The organism is Sphingomicrobium sp., assembly GCA_036563485.1.
Taxonomy (GTDB): Bacteria; Pseudomonadota; Alphaproteobacteria; order Sphingomonadales; family Sphingomonadaceae; genus Sphingomicrobium.
In genome coordinates this window covers 1,524,133-1,543,753 of sequence record DATCMI010000001.1, presented here as the reverse complement: position 1 = coordinate 1,543,753, position 19,621 = coordinate 1,524,133, and the positions used below count along the sequence as shown (strand labels likewise).

23 protein-coding genes are annotated in these 19,621 nt (G+C 65.7%); 18 read left to right on the top strand and 5 right to left on the bottom strand.

Annotation, left to right across the window (positions count from 1 at the left end; translation table 11 throughout):
* Positions 1-109: 109 nt before the first annotated feature.
* Entirely contained in the window at positions 110-664 is a 555-nt protein-coding gene (gene dcd, locus VIL42_07995) for a dCTP deaminase (protein HEY8592792.1), read from the top strand.
* Positions 661-1,884 (top strand): kynureninase, encoded by a 1,224-nt coding sequence (gene kynU, locus VIL42_07990; GenBank protein ID HEY8592791.1) that lies wholly within the window; start codon positions 661-663, stop codon positions 1,882-1,884. The genes dcd and kynU overlap by 4 nt, the downstream gene beginning before the upstream one ends.
* On the opposite strand, the gene VIL42_07985 is transcribed toward kynU, so the two are convergent.
* From VIL42_07985 to VIL42_07965, 5 genes are all read right to left on the bottom strand, one after another.
* A complete protein-coding gene (locus VIL42_07985; protein HEY8592790.1) occupies positions 1,877-2,281 on the bottom strand; it encodes a DoxX family protein in 405 nt (134 codons plus the stop codon). The genes kynU and VIL42_07985 overlap by 8 nt on opposite strands.
* A gap of 78 nt (positions 2,282-2,359) precedes the next feature.
* Positions 2,360-2,944, bottom strand: a complete 585-nt coding sequence (locus VIL42_07980) for an NAD(P)H-dependent oxidoreductase (protein HEY8592789.1) — start codon at positions 2,942-2,944, stop codon at positions 2,360-2,362.
* Between the two features lie 14 nt (positions 2,945-2,958).
* Complete coding sequence (locus VIL42_07975; GenBank protein HEY8592788.1) at positions 2,959-5,268, bottom strand: VacB/RNase II family 3'-5' exoribonuclease; 2,310 nt, start codon at positions 5,266-5,268, stop codon at positions 2,959-2,961.
* Between the two features lie 42 nt (positions 5,269-5,310).
* Complete coding sequence (locus VIL42_07970) at positions 5,311-5,574, bottom strand: DksA/TraR family C4-type zinc finger protein (protein HEY8592787.1); 264 nt, start codon at positions 5,572-5,574, stop codon at positions 5,311-5,313.
* Between the two features lie 45 nt (positions 5,575-5,619).
* The gene (locus tag VIL42_07965) at positions 5,620-6,552 is read right to left on the bottom strand and encodes a DMT family transporter (GenBank protein HEY8592786.1); all 933 of its coding nucleotides are present in this window, start codon (positions 6,550-6,552) and stop codon (positions 5,620-5,622) included.
* 89 nt (positions 6,553-6,641) lie between these two features.
* On the opposite strand from VIL42_07965, the gene VIL42_07960 reads away from it, so the two are divergent.
* From VIL42_07960 to VIL42_07885, 16 genes are all read left to right on the top strand, one after another.
* A complete protein-coding gene (locus VIL42_07960) occupies positions 6,642-8,636 on the top strand; it encodes a M3 family metallopeptidase (protein ID HEY8592785.1) in 1,995 nt (664 codons plus the stop codon).
* Positions 8,637-8,784: 148 nt separating this feature from the next.
* Positions 8,785-10,281: a CoA-acylating methylmalonate-semialdehyde dehydrogenase gene (locus VIL42_07955; protein HEY8592784.1), complete on the top strand. Its 1,497-nt coding sequence runs from the start codon at positions 8,785-8,787 to the stop codon at positions 10,279-10,281.
* A 52-nt stretch (positions 10,282-10,333) separates the two neighbouring features.
* Positions 10,334-10,813, top strand: a complete 480-nt coding sequence (locus VIL42_07950) for a hypothetical protein (protein HEY8592783.1) — start codon at positions 10,334-10,336, stop codon at positions 10,811-10,813.
* A complete protein-coding gene (locus tag VIL42_07945; GenBank protein ID HEY8592782.1) occupies positions 10,800-11,048 on the top strand; it encodes a hypothetical protein in 249 nt (82 codons plus the stop codon). The genes VIL42_07950 and VIL42_07945 overlap by 14 nt, the downstream gene beginning before the upstream one ends.
* 54 nt (positions 11,049-11,102) lie before the next feature.
* The gene (locus VIL42_07940; protein ID HEY8592781.1) at positions 11,103-12,245 is read left to right on the top strand and encodes an acyl-CoA dehydrogenase family protein; all 1,143 of its coding nucleotides are present in this window, start codon (positions 11,103-11,105) and stop codon (positions 12,243-12,245) included.
* Positions 12,242-13,306 carry an enoyl-CoA hydratase/isomerase family protein gene (locus VIL42_07935; protein ID HEY8592780.1) on the top strand — a complete coding sequence of 355 codons (1,065 nt, stop codon included), beginning with the start codon at positions 12,242-12,244 and terminating at the stop codon, positions 13,304-13,306. Before VIL42_07940 ends, VIL42_07935 begins: the two co-directional genes overlap by 4 nt.
* The gene (locus VIL42_07930) at positions 13,303-14,082 is read left to right on the top strand and encodes an enoyl-CoA hydratase (GenBank protein ID HEY8592779.1); all 780 of its coding nucleotides are present in this window, start codon (positions 13,303-13,305) and stop codon (positions 14,080-14,082) included. Before VIL42_07935 ends, VIL42_07930 begins: the two co-directional genes overlap by 4 nt.
* Positions 14,082-14,984: a 3-hydroxyisobutyrate dehydrogenase gene (gene mmsB / locus VIL42_07925; protein HEY8592778.1), complete on the top strand. Its 903-nt coding sequence runs from the start codon at positions 14,082-14,084 to the stop codon at positions 14,982-14,984. Before VIL42_07930 ends, mmsB begins: the two co-directional genes overlap by 1 nt.
* Before the next feature lie 8 nt (positions 14,985-14,992).
* Positions 14,993-15,559, top strand: coding sequence for a cytochrome c (locus VIL42_07920; GenBank protein HEY8592777.1), 567 nt, complete (start codon positions 14,993-14,995; stop codon positions 15,557-15,559).
* On the top strand, positions 15,523-16,212 hold the full coding sequence (locus VIL42_07915) for a cytochrome b/b6 domain-containing protein (protein HEY8592776.1): 690 nt from the start codon (positions 15,523-15,525) through the stop codon (positions 16,210-16,212). Before VIL42_07920 ends, VIL42_07915 begins: the two co-directional genes overlap by 37 nt.
* A 9-nt stretch (positions 16,213-16,221) precedes the next feature.
* Entirely contained in the window at positions 16,222-16,863 is a 642-nt protein-coding gene (locus tag VIL42_07910; GenBank protein HEY8592775.1) for an exopolysaccharide biosynthesis protein, read from the top strand.
* Between the two features lie 43 nt (positions 16,864-16,906).
* A complete protein-coding gene (locus tag VIL42_07905; GenBank protein ID HEY8592774.1) occupies positions 16,907-17,476 on the top strand; it encodes a NifU family protein in 570 nt (189 codons plus the stop codon).
* Positions 17,477-17,518: 42 nt separating this feature from the next.
* Positions 17,519-18,121, top strand: a complete 603-nt coding sequence (gene tsaB / locus VIL42_07900) for a tRNA (adenosine(37)-N6)-threonylcarbamoyltransferase complex dimerization subunit type 1 TsaB (GenBank protein HEY8592773.1) — start codon at positions 17,519-17,521, stop codon at positions 18,119-18,121.
* Positions 18,121-18,606, top strand: a complete 486-nt coding sequence (locus tag VIL42_07895) for a GNAT family N-acetyltransferase (protein HEY8592772.1) — start codon at positions 18,121-18,123, stop codon at positions 18,604-18,606. The genes tsaB and VIL42_07895 overlap by 1 nt, the downstream gene beginning before the upstream one ends.
* A 104-nt stretch (positions 18,607-18,710) precedes the next feature.
* Entirely contained in the window at positions 18,711-19,136 is a 426-nt protein-coding gene (locus tag VIL42_07890; GenBank protein HEY8592771.1) for a MucR family transcriptional regulator, read from the top strand.
* Positions 19,137-19,177: 41 nt separating this feature from the next.
* On the top strand, positions 19,178-19,600 hold the full coding sequence (locus tag VIL42_07885) for a Fur family transcriptional regulator (protein HEY8592770.1): 423 nt from the start codon (positions 19,178-19,180) through the stop codon (positions 19,598-19,600).
* Positions 19,601-19,621 lie beyond the last annotated feature (21 nt).

The window sequence follows — 19,621 nt, the reverse complement described above, 5'->3', positions numbered from 1 at the left end:
AGTTCCCCAATGCAGGGTCTGCGAAAGTGGCACAATCCGCGGCCCCGCTATCCACAGCAAAAAGATTGGCTCGATTGAAGGCGTCCGGAGGCGCGGTTAGGCGTCTGTCATGGCGATATTGTCCGACCGCTGGATTCGAGAACAGGCGCAGGAGAACGGCATGATCGAGCCGTTCGTCGAGGCGCAGCGGCGCGAAGGCTGCATCAGCTACGGCCTGTCGAGCTATGGCTATGACGCGCGCGTCGCGGACGAATTCAAGATCTTCACCAACGTCGACAATGCCGTCGTCGACCCCAAGGATTTCGCGTCGAACAGCTTCGTCGACCGAAAGACCGACTGTTGCATCATCCCGCCCAACAGCTTCGCGCTTGCGCGGACCGTCGAATATTTCCGGGTACCGCGCGACGTGCTCGTCATCTGCCTCGGCAAGTCGACCTATGCGCGCTGCGGAATCATCGTCAACGTCACGCCGCTGGAGCCCGGCTGGGAGGGCCATGTGACGCTCGAATTTTCGAACACCACGCCGCTGCCGGCAAAGGTTTACGCCAACGAAGGCGCGTGCCAGTTCCTGTTCCTTCAGGGCAACGAGCCGTGCGAAGTCAGCTACGCCGACCGCGCCGGCAAATATATGGGCCAGCGCGGGGTTACGCTTCCGCGGCTGTGAGCCCCGAAGACGCACAGGAACTCGACGCGGCCGACCCGCTAGCTTCTGCACGCAATCGCTTCCGGTTGCCGGAAGGCGTCATCTACCTTGACGGCAACTCGCTAGGCGCATTGCCGAAGGCGGCGCCGGCGGCGCTTGCCGAGACGGCAGAGCGGCAATGGGGCGACGACCTGATCGCCAGCTGGAACAAGCATGGCTGGATCGACTGGCCGGCGAGCATTGCCGGCAAGCTGGCACCGATCGTCGGCGCGAAGCCGAACGAGCTGCTGATCGCCGATTCGACGAGCGTCTGCCTGTTCAAGCTGCTGGCGGGAGCCGTCCGAGCGCGGCCGGAACGGCGGACGATCCTCAGCCAAAGTGGCAATTTCCCGACCGACCTCTATGTCGCGCAGGGCCTGGCGGACATGCTGGGGCTGGAGCTGAGCACGGTCGCGTCGGATGAATTGATCAGCGCCATCGACCGCCAGACCGCCGTCGTCACCCTGACCCACATCGATTATCGATCGGGCGCCGTTCAGGACATGCGCGCGATCAACGAGGCCGCGCATGCGGCGGGAGCGCTCACCGTCTGGGATCTTTCGCACAGCGCTGGCGCGGTCGAACTCGACCTGACAGGCAGCGGCTGCGACCTCGCGGTCGGCTGCGGCTATAAATATCTCAACGGCGGGCCGGGCGCGCCGGCCTTCATCTATGTCGCCGAGCGGCTTCAGGGGGAGCTCGCCAATCCGCTGCAAGGCTGGATGGGCCATGCCGAGCCGTTCGCCTTCGCGGACGATTACCGGCCGGTCGGCGGCATTTCCCGCTTCCTCACCGGTACGCCGTCGATCCTCGGCATGGCTGCGCTCAGCGCCGGGCTCGACGCGTTCGACGGCATCGCGATGGCCGACCTGCAGGCCAAGTCCCGCAAGCTGTCGCAACTGTTCATCGACGAGGTCGAAAGTCGCTGCGGCGCGCAAGTAACGCTCGCGTCACCGCGTGACCCGGCGCAGCGCGGGAGCCACGTCGTCTTCGCTCATCCGGAGGCTTACGCGGTGATGCAGGCGCTGATCGCGCGCGGCGTGGTCGGCGACTTCCGCGCGCCGAATCTGATGCGCTTCGGCTTCGCGCCGCTTTACAACAACTACGCCGATGCGGTCGGCGCTGCAGCGATCCTCGCGGACATCCTCAGCACCGGCGAATGGAATCAGCCGCGCTTCAAGGCGCGATCCAAGGTCACCTAGGCGTGTTGTCGCGCCGCGCTGCGTCCACGCTCCACGGCCCTGCGCCGGCAGCGGCAAGATAGAGGAAGACGAAGCAGTAGAGGATCGCCGCGTCGCCGCCATTGTTCACCGGGAACGGGTTCTGCGGCGCATGCGCCATCCAATAGCCGACAGCCATCGTGCCGGATGCAAGGAAAGCCGCCGGACGCGTGAAGAGACCGATCAGCACCAGGAAACCGCAGACGAGTTCGACGATGCCTGCGAACGCCGCCGGATTGTCGAGCGCCAGTCCCATGCCGGCATAGTCGCCCGGCGGAAAGGACAGGAATTTCTGCATTCCATGTTCGAGGAACAGCAGCCCGACGACGATCCGCAGGATCGCGTGAAGCTGCGGCTCGAAGCGTGAAAGCCAGGTCATGTGCATCGATCGTCCTCCCCAGTTCGTTGCGGGAGCTTACCGGTTCCTGCGCCGGAGCCAAGTGTCAGGCGTGGTCCTTCATTCGGCGGCGAGCGCGGCGCGGGAGCGATGGACCATGTCGACCCACTCGTGGAACGCGTGCGCGAGCTTCGTGACGACGTCCTTGAGGCCGGCTTCCTTGAGGCGGCCGCTTTCGTCGAAGCTGTCGTCCGTCACATGGCCTAGATAGGCTTCCGGCTGCTGCATCACCGGCATGTTCAGGAACACCGCAGCCTGCCGAATCTGGTGGTTGGCGCCGAACCCACCGATCGAGCCTGGAGACGCGGTGACGATCGCCGCCGGCTTCCCATTCCACACGCTGTGTCCATACGGGCGCGAACCGACGTCGATGGCATTTTTCAGCACGCCTGGGACGCCGCGGTTATATTCCGGGCTGACGAACAGCACGCCGTCGGCCGACCCGACCTGCTCGCGGAAGCGTGAATAAGCCTCCGGCTGCTCCGGTAGCGCATCATAGTCCTGATTGTAGAGCGGCAGGTCGCCGATCTCGACCATCGAGCAGTCGAGCCCGTCGTCGCGAAGGGCGCAGATGGACCGCGCGACTTTTCGGTTGATGCTTTCCTCACGCAAGCTGCCGACGATGATCGCGATCTTGTAAGCCATGACTGTTCTCCTGCTCAGCGCCGCTTCGATTGATGTCTGATGTTGCCGGGCCGCCCGCGGCGGCCCTGCGGATGGCGGACCCGGTCCCGGCGTGGCTTGCGTTCGTCACGCTGCGGCCCATCCTCATCACGGAAACCTTCGCTCTCGCCCGGCAGCTCGAAGCGCAGCGAGCCCGAGACGGGATTGGCCTCGGCGATGCGCAGCCTGATCTTCTGGCCCTGCCGGTAGGCCGTGCCGCTGTCTTCGCCGACCAGCTGCTGCGCTTTCTCGTCGTAGCGGAAATATTCTCTGCCGATGGTGGACACCGGCACCAGCCCGTCGCCACCGAACTCAACGACCGTCGCGAAGAAGCCGAACGGCTGCACGCCGGTGATCCGGCATTCGACGATCTGGCCGACATGGTCGGCAAGGTAAGCCGCGACGTAGCGGTCGACCGTCTCGCGCTCCGCTTCCATCGCCCGCCGCTCAAGCCGCGAAATCGCTTCGCCGATCTCGTCGAACTTGCCGGCGTCCTCCACCGGAAGGCCGCCGTCGCCGAGGTTGTAGGCAGTTACGAGCGCCCGGTGGACAAGCAGGTCGGCATAGCGGCGGATCGGCGAGGTGAAGTGGGCATAAGTCGCGAGCGCGAGCCCGAAATGCCCGAGCCGCTCAGGGCCATAGCGCGCCTGCATCTGCGTCCGCAGCAGCTGTTCCATGATTTCGGGCCGGAAGTCGCTCTCGCCGACCCGGTCGATGATGCGGTTGAAGGTCGACGGCTTGATCACTTGGCCAAGCGTGAATTCGATCCCGAACGTCTCGAGATAGTCCTTGAGCGCTTCGAGCTTCTCCCGGCTCGGCGCCTCGTGGACGCGGTACATGACGGGCGCCTTCTTGGCTTCGAGCGCCCGCGCCGCCGCGACATTGGCGGCGATCATATAGTCCTCGACGAGTCGGTGCGCGTCGAGCCGCTCGCGCGCCGCCACGGACGTGATCCGCCCCTTCTCGTCGAGCACCACCTGCCGCTCCGGTAGGTCGAGCTCGAGCGGCTCGCGCTTGTTGCGGCCGGAGAGAAGCGCCCGCCAGCAGCCCCACAGCGGCTTCAGCGCATCATCGACGAGTTGCTTCGGCACTGCCGTTTCGATGTCGGGCATCGAACAGGTCGGAGACGACACGTACGTGCGCTCTTCCGATGCCGCGTCGATCGCCACCTGCGCGTCCTCATAGGCGATGTTCGCAGCGACGCGGATCTTCGCCCGGGTGAAGCGCCAGCTCTTGAGCGTTCCGTCCTTGGCGACGGTCAGGTGGCAGGCCAGCGCCGCCCGCTCCTTGCCCTCCTTGAGCGAGCAGATGTCGGCGGACAGCTCCTCCGGCAACATCGGCACGACGCGGTCCGGGAAATAGACGCTGTTGCCGCGCGCACGGGCGCCCCTGTCGAGCTCCGATCCGGGCCGGACATAGAAGCTGACGTCGGCGATCGCCACGATCGCCTTCCAGCCGCCCTTATTGTCCTCGGCGTCGTCCGGCGCGGCCCAGATCGCATCGTCATGGTCGCGCGCGTCGCGCGGGTCGATCGCGACGATCGGCAGGTGAGTCAGGTCCTCGCGCTCACCGAGCGGCTGTTTGGACACGCGCGCAGCCTCGTCGAGCGCGGCCTGCCGGAACTCGTGCGGGAGCTCATATTTGTGGATGGCGATCAGGCTGAAGCTCTTGGGCGCGAACGGGTCGCCGAGCACCGCGTCCACGCGCGCGGTGACCCGCGGCCCGCGGCCAGAAAGCTCACACAGCACGAGATCGCCGGCTTCGCCTTCTCCGGCGTCGCTGACGGCAAGCTCCCGCCGCTCCTTCTTCTCGACGGGAGTCAACCAGAAGCGGTTGCCGTCCTGCCGGAGCACGCCGAGCACCAGTTCCGTCTTCTTCGCGAGCTTCTTGAGCGGGTGCGCCACATGCTTCCCGCCACGCTCCTCGGTGCGGGCGAGCACGCGGTCACCGATGCCGAGCGCGCCGCGCCGCTCCTTTTCGATCACGCGCAGCTTGGGGGCAGGCGTATCCGCCTCCCACTGCTCTGGCGTTCCATAGACGGTGCCGCTGTCGTCGCTGTCGACGATCCTGAGAACCGTGACGCGCGGAATGCCGCCCATCTTGTTGAAGGCGCGCCCGCGGCCGCTTTCGATCAGCCCCTCGTCGCCCATGTCGTTGAGCAGCTTCTTCAGCTGGATCTTCGCATCGCCGCGGATCCCGAAAGCCTTGGCGATCTCGCGCTTGCCGGCCGGCTGGTCGGACGAGGCGATGAAGTCGAGGATCTGCTTGCGGCTGGGCAGTTCGGCGGGTTGGCGCTTGCGGGGCATCCCCTCTCCTACGCCTGCAAAGCGCGCAAGTTGCAACAGCGACTAGCGCAGCTGGCTGTCCTTGCTGCCGCGGCGGTTGATGGTCGAATGAACGATCGCCTTGTCGCGTTCCGATTGGCAGGCGACGCAGGTGCGCACGCCCGGCAACGCTTCACGGCGCTTCTTCGGGATCGGCTCTCCGCAATCGTCGCATTCCTCGGCGCTCTCACCCTTCGGCGCCAGCGCACGGGCACGCGCGATGGCGTCCTTCACCGTATCGTCGATCTGGTCCTGAACCGCGCCGTCGCGCGTCCATCCGCCGGCCATGCCAAGCTCCTTTCGTACCCGTAACGCACGAACGCAGACTTGGCTTCAGCCGCCGAGTGCCGGAGCCGCCATGGCCGCCTTGCGCAGCTTCTGCTCGCGCCACAGGATCACCAGGCCCGCGGCGATGACGATGGGCGCGCCGAGCGCCGTCCAGTGCGACGGCAATTGCGCGAACAGCAGCCAGCCGAGCAGGCTCGCCCAGAGCAGCGAGCTATAATCCATCGGCATGACTAGCGCGACCGGGCCGAAGCGCAACGATCCGGTCAGCGCCAGCTGGGCAAGCCCTCCGGCGAGGCTGAACCCCGCAATGACGGCGAAGGTCGACGGCGCATGCGACTGTCCGAGGAAGGGCATCGCCAGCGCCAGGGGCACGAGCGAGCTGGCGCCGAACCAGAAGACGGTGGTCCCGACCGCTTCGGTAGCCCCGAGGCGGCGGATGGCGATAATCGCGCACGCCGTGGTTAGGGCCGCAGCGATCGCCACGGCACCGCCATAAAGGCCGATGTGGCTCGACCCCGGCTGAACGATCACGAGGACGCCCGCAAAGCCGATCACGACGGCGCCCCACCGCCATTTGCCGGTCGGCTCGCCGAGCACCAGCGCCGCCAGCATGGTCGCGAAGATCGGTACCGAAAAGCCGATCGTCGTCGCTTCGGCGAGCGGGAGGAGCATGAAGGCCAAGAAGTTCAGGCCCATCGCCACCAGCCCGATCAGCATCCGTGCGACGTGGGCGCCGACGCGCTGCGTCCGCAGCGAGCCGAACCCCGGCCCCACCGCGACCCAGCCGAGCGCGCACAAGGCCGTGCCGAGCTGGCGATAGAACAAGCTCTCGATCACGCCGACGCCGTGCCGCCCTGCCCATTTCACGCCCGCGAACATCAAGGCGAGGAGCACGGCTGCCGCCAGCCGAAGTGCGATGGCCAGCAGCGGGCGCTGCTCGGCCGGCTGGTCGGTAAGGCGGCTCTTGCGGGATGCCATCGCGCCGCTGCCTAGCGGGCCGAACCGCCGATTGGCTAGGCACAGTGCCTCCGCTAGGCTGCGCGCCACATATTCGTCGGGGGGATCTGATGCGTCACTTTGCCAAGCTTCTGTTCGCGAGCTCGTGCCTGGTCGGTTCGGCGGCGCTGAGCGCCCCGGCGATCCCGCCCATCCTTACCGGTGTGCCGACGGCAGCGCAGATCAACCAGCGGTGCAACCTGATGATCGGGCGGGCAGCAGCGATGCGAACCGCGCTTGAGAAGAGCAAGGGCTCGGCGACCGTCGACGGGACGCTCCGCGCGTTCGACGATCTCGTCAACCAGGTTGCCGCCACCAACGCCGAGGTGACGCTCTATCGCGAGACCGGCGCCACGGCGGCTGCGCGGACCGCAGGCGAAAAGTGCGAGGTGCGGGCGGCGGCGGAGAGTAACAAAATGGCCCTGTCGCGCCCGATCTACGAGCGGATCAATGCCATTCCGGCACCCGCTGACGAAACCACCAGATATTATCTGTCTCGAGTTCTGACGGGCTTCGAGCTCGCGGGTATCGGCCTCGACGCCGCCGGCCGCGCGAAGGCGCAGGCGCTGAGCGATGAGATCGCCAAGCTTACTACCGAGTTCGAAGCCAACGTCCCCAAGGGCCAGCGGAGCATCACGGCCACTGCGGCCGAGCTCGACGGACTGCCGCAGGACTTCATGGACGCGCACAAGCCCGGCACCGAGGGCAAGATCACGCTGAAGACCGACTATACCGACTACGGCCCGGTCATGACTTACGCGAAGAGCAGCGCGGTCCGGGAGCGTTTCTACCGCGAATATATGCAGCGCGCCTATCCGGCGAACGATCCCGTGCTTCGCCAGCTGATCGACAAACGAGACGAACTTGCAAAGCTCGTCGGCCGGCCGAACTACGCCTCGCTGAATTTCGCGGACCGGATGCTCAACACGCCTGAAAAGGTGCAGGCGCTGATGGACGAGATGGCCGCGGCTGCAAGGCCTGCGGCGGAGCGCGACTATGCGAAGAAACTCGCCGTCCTGCAGCAGTTGCAGCCCGGTGCGACCAAGCTGCAGCCGTGGGACAATGGCTATGTCAGCCAGCTCGTCCAGAAGCAGATGTACGGCTACGACCGGCAGGAAGCGCGCAAATATTTCGCCTACGACAATGTTCGCGACGGCGTTCTCAAGCTGACCGAGAGCCTGTTCGGCGTCGACATCCGCCCGTGGAAGACGCCGCTGTGGGCAAAGAAGGTCGAAGCTTATGAAATGTACGACGGCGGCAAGCTGATCGGCCGCTTCTATTTCGATTCACACCCCCGCCCGGGCAAGTACGAGCATGCCAATGCGGTCCCGCTTCGCAACGGCGTGCGCGGCTCCGTGCCGGTCGCTGCCCTGGTCATGAACCTGCCCGCCGGCGGTCACAAGACCGGGCTGATGGAACATGAGGATGTCGAGACCTTCCTCCACGAATATGGCCACCTGCTCCACGCCATCTTCGGCGGGCAGAACAAGCGCTGGGCGGCGCAGAGCGGCGTCGCGACCGAGTGGGACTTCGTCGAAGCGCCGTCCCAGATGCTCGAGAACTGGGTCTATGATTATGACACGCTGAAGCAGTTCGCGGTCGATGACTCCGGCAAGCCGATCCCCGCCGAGCTTGTCGAGAAGATGAACAAGGCGCGCTATTTCAGCATCGGCATGGACGACATGCGCCAGCTCGGCCTGTCGAACATCGCGCTGCAATATTATTCGCGACCGGCACCGGCGGACCTCGGCGCGGCGGCGCGCGAATATGACGCCAAGTACAACCTCCTGGCGCTCCCGGAATTCACCCAGTTCCAGGACTCGTTCAGCCACCTCGGCGGCTATGGCGCCGCTTATTACACCTACCGCTGGTCAGTGGTGATTTCGGACGACCTGTTCACCGCTTTCGCGAAGAACGGGCTGCACGACCGAGCCACGGCCGAACGCTACCGCCGGCTGGTCCTGGAGCCCGGCGGCACCAAGCCCGCCGCACAATTGGTGCAGGACTTCCTGGGCCGGCCGATCAGCATCGAGGCGTACCGCGCCAAGATGGCCAAGGACCAATAGCCAGCGGAGCGGCTGCAGCCCAAAGGGCGAGCCGCATGGCAGGCGCTGACCAGGGGCCATTACGCGAACTGCCCAACTGGAAATTGAGCCGGGCGGGGTCTAGGGGAGCCGCAACCCCTAGAAACCAGCGCAGGATCGACCCCCCATGTTGCGTGACATCGACCATTTCATCGACGGCGAGAGCTATGTGTCCGGCGACCGGACCGGCGAGGTCTTCGACCCCAATCAGGGCAAGCCGCAGGCGAGCGTAAGGCTCGGCACCGCAGCCGACCTCCAGACGGCGGTCGACGCCGCCAAGGCCGCCCAGCCGGCCTGGGCCGCGACCAACCCGCAGCGCCGCGCCCGCGTCATGTTCAAGTATAAAGAGCTGGTCGAAGCGAACATGGACGAGCTCGCGCACCTGCTCTCCTCCGAGCACGGCAAGGTGATCGCCGACTCCAAGGGCGACATCCAGCGCGGCCTCGAAGTCATCGAATTCTGCTGCGGCATCCCGCAGGCGCTGAAGGGCGAATATACGGTCGGCGCCGGCCCGGGTATCGACGTCTATTCGATGCGCCAGCCGCTCGGCATCGGCGCCGGAATCACGCCGTTCAACTTCCCCGCGATGATCCCGATGTGGATGTTCGGCATGGCGATCGCCTGCGGCAATGCCTTCATCCTCAAGCCTTCAGAGCGCGATCCGAGCGTCCCCGTGCGCCTTGCCGAGCTGATGAAGGAAGCGGGCCTGCCGGACGGCGTCCTCAACGTCGTCCACGGCGACAAGGAAATGGTCGACGCGATCCTCGACCACCCGGACATCGCCGCAGTCAGCTTCGTCGGATCCTCCGACATCGCCCAGTACATCTATTCGCGCGGCACTGCGCACAACAAGCGCGTGCAGGCGTTCGGCGGCGCCAAGAACCACGGCATCGTCATGCCCGACGCGGACCTCGACCAGGTCGTCAACGACCTGACCGGCGCCGCCTTCGGCTCGGCAGGCGAGCGCTGCATGGCGCTGCCGGTCGTGGTGCCCGTCGGTGACGAAACCGCCGAGCGCCTCCGCGAGAAGCTGATCCCAGCTATCGAGGCGCTGCGGGTCGGCGTATCGACCGATGCCGAGGCCCACTACGGCCCGGTCGTGAGCTCGGCGCACAAGGAGCGGATCGAGCAGTACATCCAGATGTGCATCGACGAGGGCGGCGAGCTCGTCGTCGACGGCCGCGGCTTCAAGCTGCAGGGGCACGAAGAAGGCTTCTTCATCGGCCCCACCTTCTTCGACCATGTGAAGCCGGACTTCCGGAGCTACCAGGACGAGATCTTCGGGCCCGTCCTGCAGATGGTCCGGGCCCGCGACTTCGAGGAAGCGGTTCGCCTGCCGTCCGAGCACCAGTATGGCAATGGCGTGGCGATCTTCACCCGCAACGGCCATGCGGCACGCGAATTCACCGCGCGCGTCAACGTCGGGATGGTCGGCGTCAACGTGCCGATCCCGGTGCCGGTCAGCTATCACAGCTTCGGCGGCTGGAAACGCTCCGGCTTCGGCGACATTGGCCAGTACGGCATGGAAGGCCTGCGCTTCTGGACCAAGAACAAGGTCGTGACGCAGCGCTGGCCGGATGGTTCGGTGACGGGCGAGAACGCCTTCGTCATCCCGACCATGGGCTAAGTCCCTAGTCGGACGGTTGAAACGACCGGGGCCGCGTCGCGTTACCTTTGCGATGCGGTTCCGGTTCTCCCTTCTTTTAGCAGGCCTTCTGCTAGCCTCGTGCGGCGGCGGACCCGACCCCGTCGACAACGACGCGAACGGCGCCAGCCTGCCGCAACCGAGCACCGACCGCGGGCCCGAGGCGGCGGGCGAGGCGCCCACTAGCGATGTCGCGCCGGTCACCGCGACGTCGGCTGGGTCGATCCCTGCCTCATTACATGGCCGCTGGGGGCTCAACCCGGCGGACTGCACCTCGACGCGCGGCGATGCCAAGGGGCTCCTGACCGTCAGCGCGACCGAGCTTCGCTTCTACGAATCGCGGGCCGTTCCCGGGGCCGACGTGGTGTTCGACGACGATAGCGTCAAAGGCCGTTTCAACTTCACCGGCGAAGGCATGGAATGGAGCAAGTTTCAGGCGCTCCAGGTTCAGGGTAACAAGCTGGTACGCACCGAAACCGACCCAGCAGCGAGCTTCACTTATGCCAAATGCTAGATTTTACATCGTCGCCCTCGCCGCTGCCCTGCTGACTGCTTGCGGCGGTGGCGAGAAGGCTGCCACCAACGAGGAGAACATCGACGTCGACGAAGGCATGCCGACCGGGCAGATCCCCGCCAATGCGGATGTCGAGATGCTTCCGGCCGACGAGAGCAGCGCCACGCCCTCGTCCGAGCTGCAAAACGGCATCACGGCGCCCGAAGCCAACGAGGCAGCCGAAAACGCCGAATGAACGCCCCTGCCCACCCTTGCTGACTTTCGGGCTGCATCCTAGAGCGCCCGCAATATGAGCCAATTCGACCTGACCGAAGACCAGCTCCAGATCCAGGAGATGGCCCGCAAGTTCACCGCCGACGCGATCACGCCCAACGCGGCCGAGTGGGACGAAAAGCACATCTTCCCGCGCGACACGATCCGCGAAGCCGCCGAGCTCGGCTTCGGCGCCATCTACGTGTCGGAAGAAAGCGGCGGAATCGGCCTCGGACGGCTTGAGGCGGCGCTGATCATGGAAGCCATGGCTTACGGCTGCCCGTCGACGAGCGCCTTCATCTCGATCCACAATATGGCGAGCTGGATGATCGACCGCTTCGGCTCGGCGGAAGTGAAGCAGAAGTATCTGCCGTCGATGATCACGATGGAGCGGATGGGCAGCTATTGCCTGACCGAGCCCTCGTCCGGCTCCGACGCCGCCGCGCTCAAGACGAAGGCGGTGCTGGACGGCGACCACTACGTTGTCAGCGGCTCCAAGGCCTTCATCTCGGGCGGCGGCGAGAACGAGGTCTATGTGACCATGGTCCGCACCGGCGAAGAAGGTCCGAAGGGCATTTCTTGCCTGGTGATCGAGAAGGACATGCCGGGCGTCAGCTTCGGCGCGGAGGAAAAGAAGCTCGGCTGGCATTCGCAGCCGACCGCGCAGGTCAATTTCGACGAGGTTCGCGTACCCGTAGCCAACCGCGTCGGCGGCGAAGGCGAAGGCTTCCGCATCGCCATGATGGGCCTCGATGGAGGCCGCCTGAACATCGGCGCCTGCTCTCTCGGCGGGGCCCAGCGCTGCCTCGACGAAGCGGTCAACTACACCAAGGAACGCAAGCAGTTCGGAACCCCGATCGCCGATTTTCAGGCCACGCAGTTCACGCTCGCCGACATGGAGACCGAGCTTCAGGCCGCCCGCCACCTACTTTACGTCGCAGCGGCGAAGGTGACCGCCAACGCGCCCGACAAGACGCGCTTCGCGGCAATGGCCAAGCGGCTCGCCACCGACACCGGATCGTCGGTGGTCGACCGCGCGCTGCAACTGCATGGCGGCTACGGCTATCTGCAGGATTATCCGATCGAGCGCTTCTGGCGCGACCTTCGCGTTCATTCGATCCTCGAAGGCACCAATCAGATCATGCGCGTGATCGTCAGCCGGGACATGCTTCGCCAGTGACTGACGATGTTCTGACCAGCGTCGAAAGCGGGGTCGGCCGTATTCGGCTCAACCGCCCCAAGGCGATCCACGCGCTGACCACCGCAATGTGCGAGAAGATGAGCCGCGCGCTCCTCGACTGGCGCAGCGACGATGCCGTGCAGGTCGTCGTCATCGACCATGCCGAAGGCCGCGGCTTCTGTGCCGGCGGCGATGTCGTCATGCTTGCGCGTAGCGGCGCCGAGGATGCGGAAGACGCCAAGCGCTTTTTCTTCGCCGAGTATTGCCTCAACCATTTGCTGTTCACCTACGACAAGCCGACGGTCGCGATCATGGACGGCATCACCATGGGCGGAGGGGTCGGCATTTCGCTTCCGTGCACCTACCGCGTGGCTACCGAGAACACGCGGTTCGCGATGCCGGAAACCAGCATCGGCCTGTTCCCGGATGTCGGCGGCGGCTGGTATTTGTCGCGCCTGCCGGGCCGGGTCGGCGAATATATGGCATTGACCGGCGCCCGGCTCGACGGCTCGGATTGCGCCTACCTCAACCTGGCGACGCATTATGTCGAACAGGCCGGGATCGCGGACCTGCTCGACCGGATCATGAAGTCCCCGGGCCGGGTGCAGGGCGCCATCGGCGCAGCGGCCAGCACCGCGCCGGAAGCGAAGATCGAAGCGAATATCAGCCAGATCACCCGGCTATTCGCGTCCGACCGCTACGAAGACGTGCTTGCCGCACTGGAAGCCGAGGACAGCGATTGGGCGAACAGCGAGCTTGCGACGCTCCGTTCGAAGAGCCCGCTGTCGTGCAAGGTTTCGCTGCGCCTTCTCGCGGAGGGCGGCAAGCGCGAGAGCTTCGAGCACGAGATGCGCGCCGAATATGCGCTCGCTTCGCGGGTCGTCCGGACACATGATTTCCGCGAAGGCGTGCGCGCGCTTCTGATCGACAAAAGCGGCGACCCGCAATGGGATCCGGCGACACCCGAAGCGGTGACCGACGAAATGCTCGACATCCTCTTCGCGCCTCTGCCCTCGAGCGAAGAATGGACGCCCTTCCCCCAGGTGGAGACGGTTTCTTGAGCGACTACACGAACATCCTCGTCGAACAGCGCGGCGCGGTGACGCTGGTCACCCTCAACCGCCCGCAGGCGCTGAACGCGCTCAACAGCGAGGTTCTGCGCGAGCTGATCGATGCGTTCGGCAAGTATGATGCCGACGACAGCCAGCGCTGCCTGGTGCTGACCGGCAGCGGCGAAAAGGCGTTCGCGGCCGGCGCCGACATCAAGGAGATGTCGAGCCAAGGCTTTGCCGACATGTATTCGTCGGACTTCTTCGCGGGCTGGGAGCGAGTCACCGCGACGCGCAAGCCGTGGATCGCCGCGGTCGCAGGCTTCGCACTTGGCGGCGGCTGCGAAGTGGCGATGATGGCCGACTTCATCATCGCGGCGGACACGGCCAAGTTCGGCCAGCCAGAGATCAAGCTCGGCGTGACGCCCGGCATGGGCGGTTCGCAGCGCCTGACTCGGGCGATCGGCAAGGCCAAGGCCATGGAGATGTGCCTGACCGGCCGGATGATGGGCGCCGAAGAAGCGGAGCGAGCCGGTTTGGTCGCCAAAGTCGTGCCGGCCGATCAGCTGCTCGACGAGGCGATGAAGACTGCCGAGACGATTGCCGGCATGCCGCCGCTCGCGGCGATCGCCTGCAAGGAAATGGTCAATGCCGCGCTCGAGCTTCCGCTCGGCCAAGGCATCCGTTTCGAGCGCCGCCTGTTCCACGGCCTGTTCGGCACAGAGGACCAAAAAGAGGGTATGGCCGCCTTCGTCGAAAAACGGCCGGGTAACTGGAAGGGACGCTGATGGCGCGTATTGCATTCATCGGGCTTGGCAACATGGGCGGCGGCATGGCCGCGAACCTGGTCAAGGCCGGGCACGAAGTTCACGCCTTCGACCTTTCCGACGATGCGCTCGCGCGTGCCGAAGGTCATGGGGCGATCCGCGCAGCGTCCACGGCGGACGCAGTCAAGGACGCGGAAGTCGTCATCACCATGCTGCCGGCCGGCAAGCATGTGAAAGCCGTCTACAATGAGGAGGTCGCGCCGAACGCCGCCAAGGGCGTGATGATGATCGACTGTTCGACCATCGACGTCGCGACCGCCAAGACCGTCGGCGAAGCGCTACGCGGCCTTGGTTTCGAGTTCGTCGATGCGCCGGTTTCCGGCGGCATCGCTGCGGCGAACCAGGGCACGTTGACCTTCATGGTCGGCGGCTCGGACGAGGGCTTCGAGCGCGCGCGGCCCTTCCTCGAGCAGATGGGCAAGGCCGTGATCCATGCGGGTGAGGCCGGCGCCGGACAGGCGGCGAAGATCTGCAACAACATGCTCCTCGGCGCGACGATGGCCGCCACCTGCGAAACCTTTGCGCTAGCGCAGAAGCTCGGCCTCAACCTTCAGACCTTCTTCGACATTTCGTCCAAGGCTTCGGGCCAGAGCTGGTCGATGACGAGCTATTGCCCCGTGCCCGGCGTCGGCCCGGAGACCCCCGCCGACCGCGACTATGAAGGCGGGTTCGCCGCCGCGCTGATGCTCAAGGACTTGAAGCTCGCTGAGGAAGCCGCGCAGAGCGTCGGGGCCTATACGCCGATGGGCGCCGAGGCGGAGGAACTGTACCAGCGCTTCGTCGACCGCGGCGGCGCCAACAAGGATTTCTCGGCGCTGATCAAGATGATCGACGACAGCTGGATCCCGCCTCAGGACAAGTAGGAGCCGACATGCGCATTGCCTTTCTCGCAACCACCCTGCCCCTCGCGCTGCTCGCTGCCTGCGGCGGCCCGCAGGAAAGCCAGGCCAATGATGCGCAGGCGAACATCAGCATGGGCCAGCGCGTGCCGGCGACGGCGACCTCGACCGACCTCAGCGCCATGACCGGCGCGGCGGTGAGCAAGGAAGAAGCGAAGCTCGCCATGCACGAGCGCCATGAGTCGATGGAGAAGATTGGCAAGGCGTCGAAGGCGGTTCGGCGCGAGCTCGAGTCCGACACTCCCAATCTCGGCGCAATCCGGCAGTCCGCCAGCACCATTGCCGAACAGTCGAAATATACGGCATCGCAGTTCCCGAAGGGCTCGGGGCCGGACGTCGGCAAGACGGGAGCGAAGCCGGAAATCTGGGCCAATGCTCAGGACTTCACCGCCAAAACCGCGAACTTCCAGCAAGCGGCGCAAGCCTTCAACCAGGCGGCCGGCGGCAATGACATCGCGGCGATCAAGAAGAGCTTCGCCGACCTCGGCGGCACCTGCAAGGCGTGCCACGACAAGTATCGGGCGGAGATGAAGCACTGAACGACGGAAGCCGCACGCAGCCGGTGTGGGATCTTCCGCTCCGACTGTTCCACTGGACGCTCGCCGGCCTGATCGGTTTCAGCTGGTGGTCGGCGGAAAACCACCACATGGACTGGCACATCTGGTCCGGCTTCGGCGTCATGACGCTCCTGCTCTTTCGCTTGCTGTGGGGCTTTTTCGGGAGCTCGACGGCGCGCTTCTCCAGCTTCGTCCGTGGCCCGTCGGCGGTGCGCGATTATCTCGGCGGCAAGTGGCAGGGCATCGGCCACAACCCGCTCGGAGCGCTTAGCGTCATCGCCATGCTCGTGGTCATCGCCGCGCAGGTGGGCCTCGGCCTCGTCGCCGAGGACGAGGACGGGCTGTTCGCCGGCCCGCTCGCGAGCCTTGTGTCCTTCGAAACCTCGGCGGCCGCCACCGAGATTCACGAAAGCTTGTTCAACGTCATCCTCGCGCTGATCGCGCTCCATGTCGCGGCAATCCTCTTCTATCGTTTGCGGGGCCAGAAGCTGATCATGCCGATGATCACCGGCGGAGGCGAAGCCGCGGCGGGCGTCGAGCCGATGCGGCGCGCCAAATGGTGGGCGGCGCTCCTCTGCCTCGCCGTTGCGCTCGCCGTCACGCGGTGGGTCGTCGGCGGCGCACCTCTCCCCTAAGCGCCCCGCATGAGCAGCAACCCGATCGACGCCACGGCCCAGCCTTTGCCCTTCGCGCAGCTGCTCGCGCACATTGCCGAGCGGCACGGCAGCGACCGCCTGAAGCTGCGCGAGTTATCGGCGCGGCTGCGCGATCGCGCCTGGGGCGGAATGCTGCTGATCTTCGCGGCGGTGAACCTGCTTCCGCTTCCGCCGGGCACGACCACCGTCACCGGCATCCCGCTCATCATCATCACTGCGCAAATGGCCTGGGGCCGCCGCCGGCCGTGGTTCCCGCGCAAGCTCGACGACCGCGGCATCGGCAAGCCGCTGCTGTCCAAGGTTGCCGCCAAGATGGCTCCTTGGGAGCAGCGCATCGGCCGCGTGCTCAAGCCCCGGCTGTGTTGGCTGACCAACCACCGCGGAACGCGCGTGATTGGCGCCGTCGGACTCGCGCTCTCGGCCATCCTGTGGCTGCCGATCCCGCTTGGCAATCACGCGCCGGCTCTCGCGCTGACCCTCTTCGCGCTGGCTCTCCTGTACCGCGACGGCATGCTGGTGATCGCCGGCTTCGTCGCCACCATCGCCAGCCTGGTGCTGGTCTCCCTCACCTTTGCCGCGGCCTGGTGGGCGGCGGTCCAGCTGTGGGCGCATACGTTCGGCGCATCATGACCTGCGCCTTGAAGCAGCCCTCGATCAGGGCCACATCGCGGCCATGCTGATCCGCACCGAACAGACGCCCAATCCGGCGACCCGCAAGTTCCTGCCCGGCCAGACGGTCATGGAAGCGGGCACCCGTGACTTCCCCGATGCGGAGGCGGCGGAGGCCTCGCCGCTAGCAAAGGCTTTGTTCGACAGCGGCATGGTCGAAGGCGTGTTCTACGGACGCGACTTCGTCTCAGTCACCGTCGCTCCCGGCGTCTCGTGGACTGACCTGGAGCCGCTGGTGTTGGAAACCCTGCTCGATCATTTCGTCACCGGCGCACCGCTGTTCACCGCCGGATCGGCTGCGGGCATCCATGTCGCCGCCGACGACTTCGACGAGAACCCGGAGGACGCCGACATCATCGACCAGATCAAGGATCTGATCGAAACGCGCGTCCGCCCCGCGGTCGCGCAGGACGGCGGCGATATCGTTTATCGCGGCTACAAGGACGGCCGCCTCTTTTTGGCGATGCAGGGCGCCTGCTCCGGGTGCCCTTCGTCGACCGTGACGCTGAAGCGCGGCATCGAAAGCTTGATCCGCCACTACGTCCCCGAAGTGGAATCCGTCGAAGCGGTGTGAGGGGTTGCGGCGCCGCGCCGCATGTGACCACTATCCCAAGCGATGCTGCTCGCGTTCGACACGTCCAGTTCAGCCTGCACCGCCGCCTTGTTCGACGGAACGCAGTGCATCGCGCGAAGCGATGAGCTGATCGGCCGCGGCCATGCTGAGCGGCTGGTTCCGATGATCGCCGAGCTGCTCGACGGCCGCCGCGCCGAGCACATTCTCGTCGGCGTCGGCCCGGGCAGCTTCACCGGGATTCGCGTGGCCATCGCCGCCGCGCACGGACTGGCGATCGGATGGGGGGCGGAGCTCAAGGGCATGTCGTCACTCGCGCTTGTCGCGGCTGGCGCCGAGCAATCCGGCGAAGTCGCCGCTGCCGTGGTCGGCGGTCACGGCGAGCTGTTCGTCCAGCAGTTCACAGACGGACAAGCTAGGTCCGAGCTTCGCAACCTCGCCCCCGCTGAGGCAGCGCAGTTCGTGTCCGCGCAGCTGGTGGTCGGGTCGGGCGCTGCCCAGCTCGTCGAAGCGCGCGGCTTTGGGGAAGCCCGCGAGGCCTGGCCGTCCGCCGCCAACGCGCTGCGCCTGCTCCCGCACGAGCGCAGCCTTGCCGCGCGTCCAGTCTACGCCCGCGCGCCCGATGCGCAGCCGCGGCGGGCCGCCTGATGGCCACCCCGGCAATCACCGAAGACGTGAAGATCGAACCGGGCTCGGCCGACCAGATCGATCCGGTCATGACCATCATGCAGGGCGCCTTTGGCGACCGCTATGGCGAGGCCTGGACGCGCTCGCAGCTGAGCGGAATCCTGCCGATGGGCGGCGTCTTCCTGGTCCTTGCAATCGACCGGCGGAGCGATGCCGCGATCGGCTTTTCGCTGTTCCGCACCGTTGCCGGCGAAGCCGAACTGCTGCTGATCGCAGTCCTTCCCGACCATCACCGGCGGGGAGTCGGCAAGTTGCTGCTCACCGACTTCATCGACCGCGCACGGCTCGAACAGGTATCCCGGGTCCATCTTGAAGTCCGCGACGGCAATCCCGCGACCTCGATGTACGAAGCCGCCGGCTTCTCGCCGGTCGGCCGCCGCCGCAATTATTATCATGCGCCGAACGGCGACAGGTTCGACGCAATTACGCTCGCCCGCGATCTCTGATCTTTTTCGCTACTGCCTTTCGTCCAGTTGCACTGCGCGCAGTCGCTGCTTACTGCCGAGCTTAGCGCGCAATCTTTCGCGCGAACATCTGCTCGGGGACGAACATGGCCGATAATGAAGCGACCGAAGACACACTGCTGACGCTAACTGCCGACATTGTCGCTGCACATGTCAGCAACAACAGCGTTGCCGTGAATGACTTGCCGAACCTCATTCAAAACGTACACGCCGCCCTCTCGGGCATTTCCGGCTCGAGTAGCGCGCCGGAAGAAAAGCCGGAGCCGAAGGTCTCGATCCGTTCATCGGTGAAGCCGGAATCGATTGCCTGTCTGGAATGCGGCAGCCGCCAGAAGATGCTGAAACGCCACTTGATGACCAATCACGAAATGACGCCGCAGGAATATCGCCAGAAGTGGGGACTTTCCGCCGACTATCCGATGGTCGCGCCCAATTATGCCGAGCAGCGCCGTACCCTTGCCAAGTCGATCGGACTTGGCACCAAGCGCCGCAAGACCCGGGGCGGCAAGTAAGCTTGCTGGACGACCGCGCGGCGCGGACCTAGTTTGAGGTCATGACGCGGACGATCGATATCGAGGCGCTGTGCGCCGAAAAGGGCCTGAGGATCACCGAGCAGCGCAAGGTGATCGCGAAGGTCCTCGGCGACAGCGACGACCATCCCGATGTCGAAACGCTGCACGCCCGTGCGTCCGCGGTCGATCCGAACATCTCGATCGCGACCGTTTATCGGACGGTCCGCCTGTTCGAGGAGGCGGGGATCCTCGACCGGCACGAATTCGGCGACGGCCGTTCGCGCTACGAAGCCGCGTCGGACGCGCACCACGACCATTTGATCGATGTCGAGACCGGCAATGTGATCGAGTTCGTCGACGAGGAGCTGGAGATGCTCCAGCGGCGGATCGCGGAGAAGCTCGGCTATCGCCTCGTCGATCATCGCATGGAGCTGTACGGAGTCGCGCTCGATCGCAACCGCTAGGCCAGCGGCGCTCACCACGCG

Excerpts from the sequence above, each read along its gene's own strand:
- dcd (HEY8592792.1), top strand. The coding sequence starts at position 110 with ATGGCGATATTGTCCGACCGCTGGATTCGAGAACAGGCGCAGGAGAAC.
- VIL42_07985 (HEY8592790.1), bottom strand. The coding sequence starts at position 2,281 with ATGACCTGGCTTTCACGCTTCGAGCCGCAGCTTCACGCGATCCTGCGG.
- VIL42_07980 (HEY8592789.1), bottom strand. The coding sequence starts at position 2,944 with ATGGCTTACAAGATCGCGATCATCGTCGGCAGCTTGCGTGAGGAAAGC.
- VIL42_07975 (HEY8592788.1), bottom strand. The coding sequence starts at position 5,268 with ATGCCCCGCAAGCGCCAACCCGCCGAACTGCCCAGCCGCAAGCAGATC.
- VIL42_07970 (HEY8592787.1), bottom strand. The coding sequence starts at position 5,574 with ATGGCCGGCGGATGGACGCGCGACGGCGCGGTTCAGGACCAGATCGAC.
- VIL42_07965 (HEY8592786.1), bottom strand. The coding sequence starts at position 6,552 with ATGGCATCCCGCAAGAGCCGCCTTACCGACCAGCCGGCCGAGCAGCGC.
- VIL42_07960 (HEY8592785.1), top strand. The coding sequence starts at position 6,642 with ATGCGTCACTTTGCCAAGCTTCTGTTCGCGAGCTCGTGCCTGGTCGGT.
- VIL42_07950 (HEY8592783.1), top strand. The coding sequence starts at position 10,334 with ATGCGGTTCCGGTTCTCCCTTCTTTTAGCAGGCCTTCTGCTAGCCTCG.
- VIL42_07945 (HEY8592782.1), top strand. The coding sequence starts at position 10,800 with ATGCCAAATGCTAGATTTTACATCGTCGCCCTCGCCGCTGCCCTGCTG.
- VIL42_07940 (HEY8592781.1), top strand. The coding sequence starts at position 11,103 with ATGAGCCAATTCGACCTGACCGAAGACCAGCTCCAGATCCAGGAGATG.
- mmsB (HEY8592778.1), top strand. The coding sequence starts at position 14,082 with ATGGCGCGTATTGCATTCATCGGGCTTGGCAACATGGGCGGCGGCATG.
- VIL42_07920 (HEY8592777.1), top strand. The coding sequence starts at position 14,993 with ATGCGCATTGCCTTTCTCGCAACCACCCTGCCCCTCGCGCTGCTCGCT.
- VIL42_07910 (HEY8592775.1), top strand. The coding sequence starts at position 16,222 with ATGAGCAGCAACCCGATCGACGCCACGGCCCAGCCTTTGCCCTTCGCG.
- VIL42_07905 (HEY8592774.1), top strand. The coding sequence starts at position 16,907 with ATGCTGATCCGCACCGAACAGACGCCCAATCCGGCGACCCGCAAGTTC.
- tsaB (HEY8592773.1), top strand. The coding sequence starts at position 17,519 with ATGCTGCTCGCGTTCGACACGTCCAGTTCAGCCTGCACCGCCGCCTTG.
- VIL42_07895 (HEY8592772.1), top strand. The coding sequence starts at position 18,121 with ATGGCCACCCCGGCAATCACCGAAGACGTGAAGATCGAACCGGGCTCG.
- VIL42_07890 (HEY8592771.1), top strand. The coding sequence starts at position 18,711 with ATGGCCGATAATGAAGCGACCGAAGACACACTGCTGACGCTAACTGCC.
- VIL42_07885 (HEY8592770.1), top strand. The coding sequence starts at position 19,178 with ATGACGCGGACGATCGATATCGAGGCGCTGTGCGCCGAAAAGGGCCTG.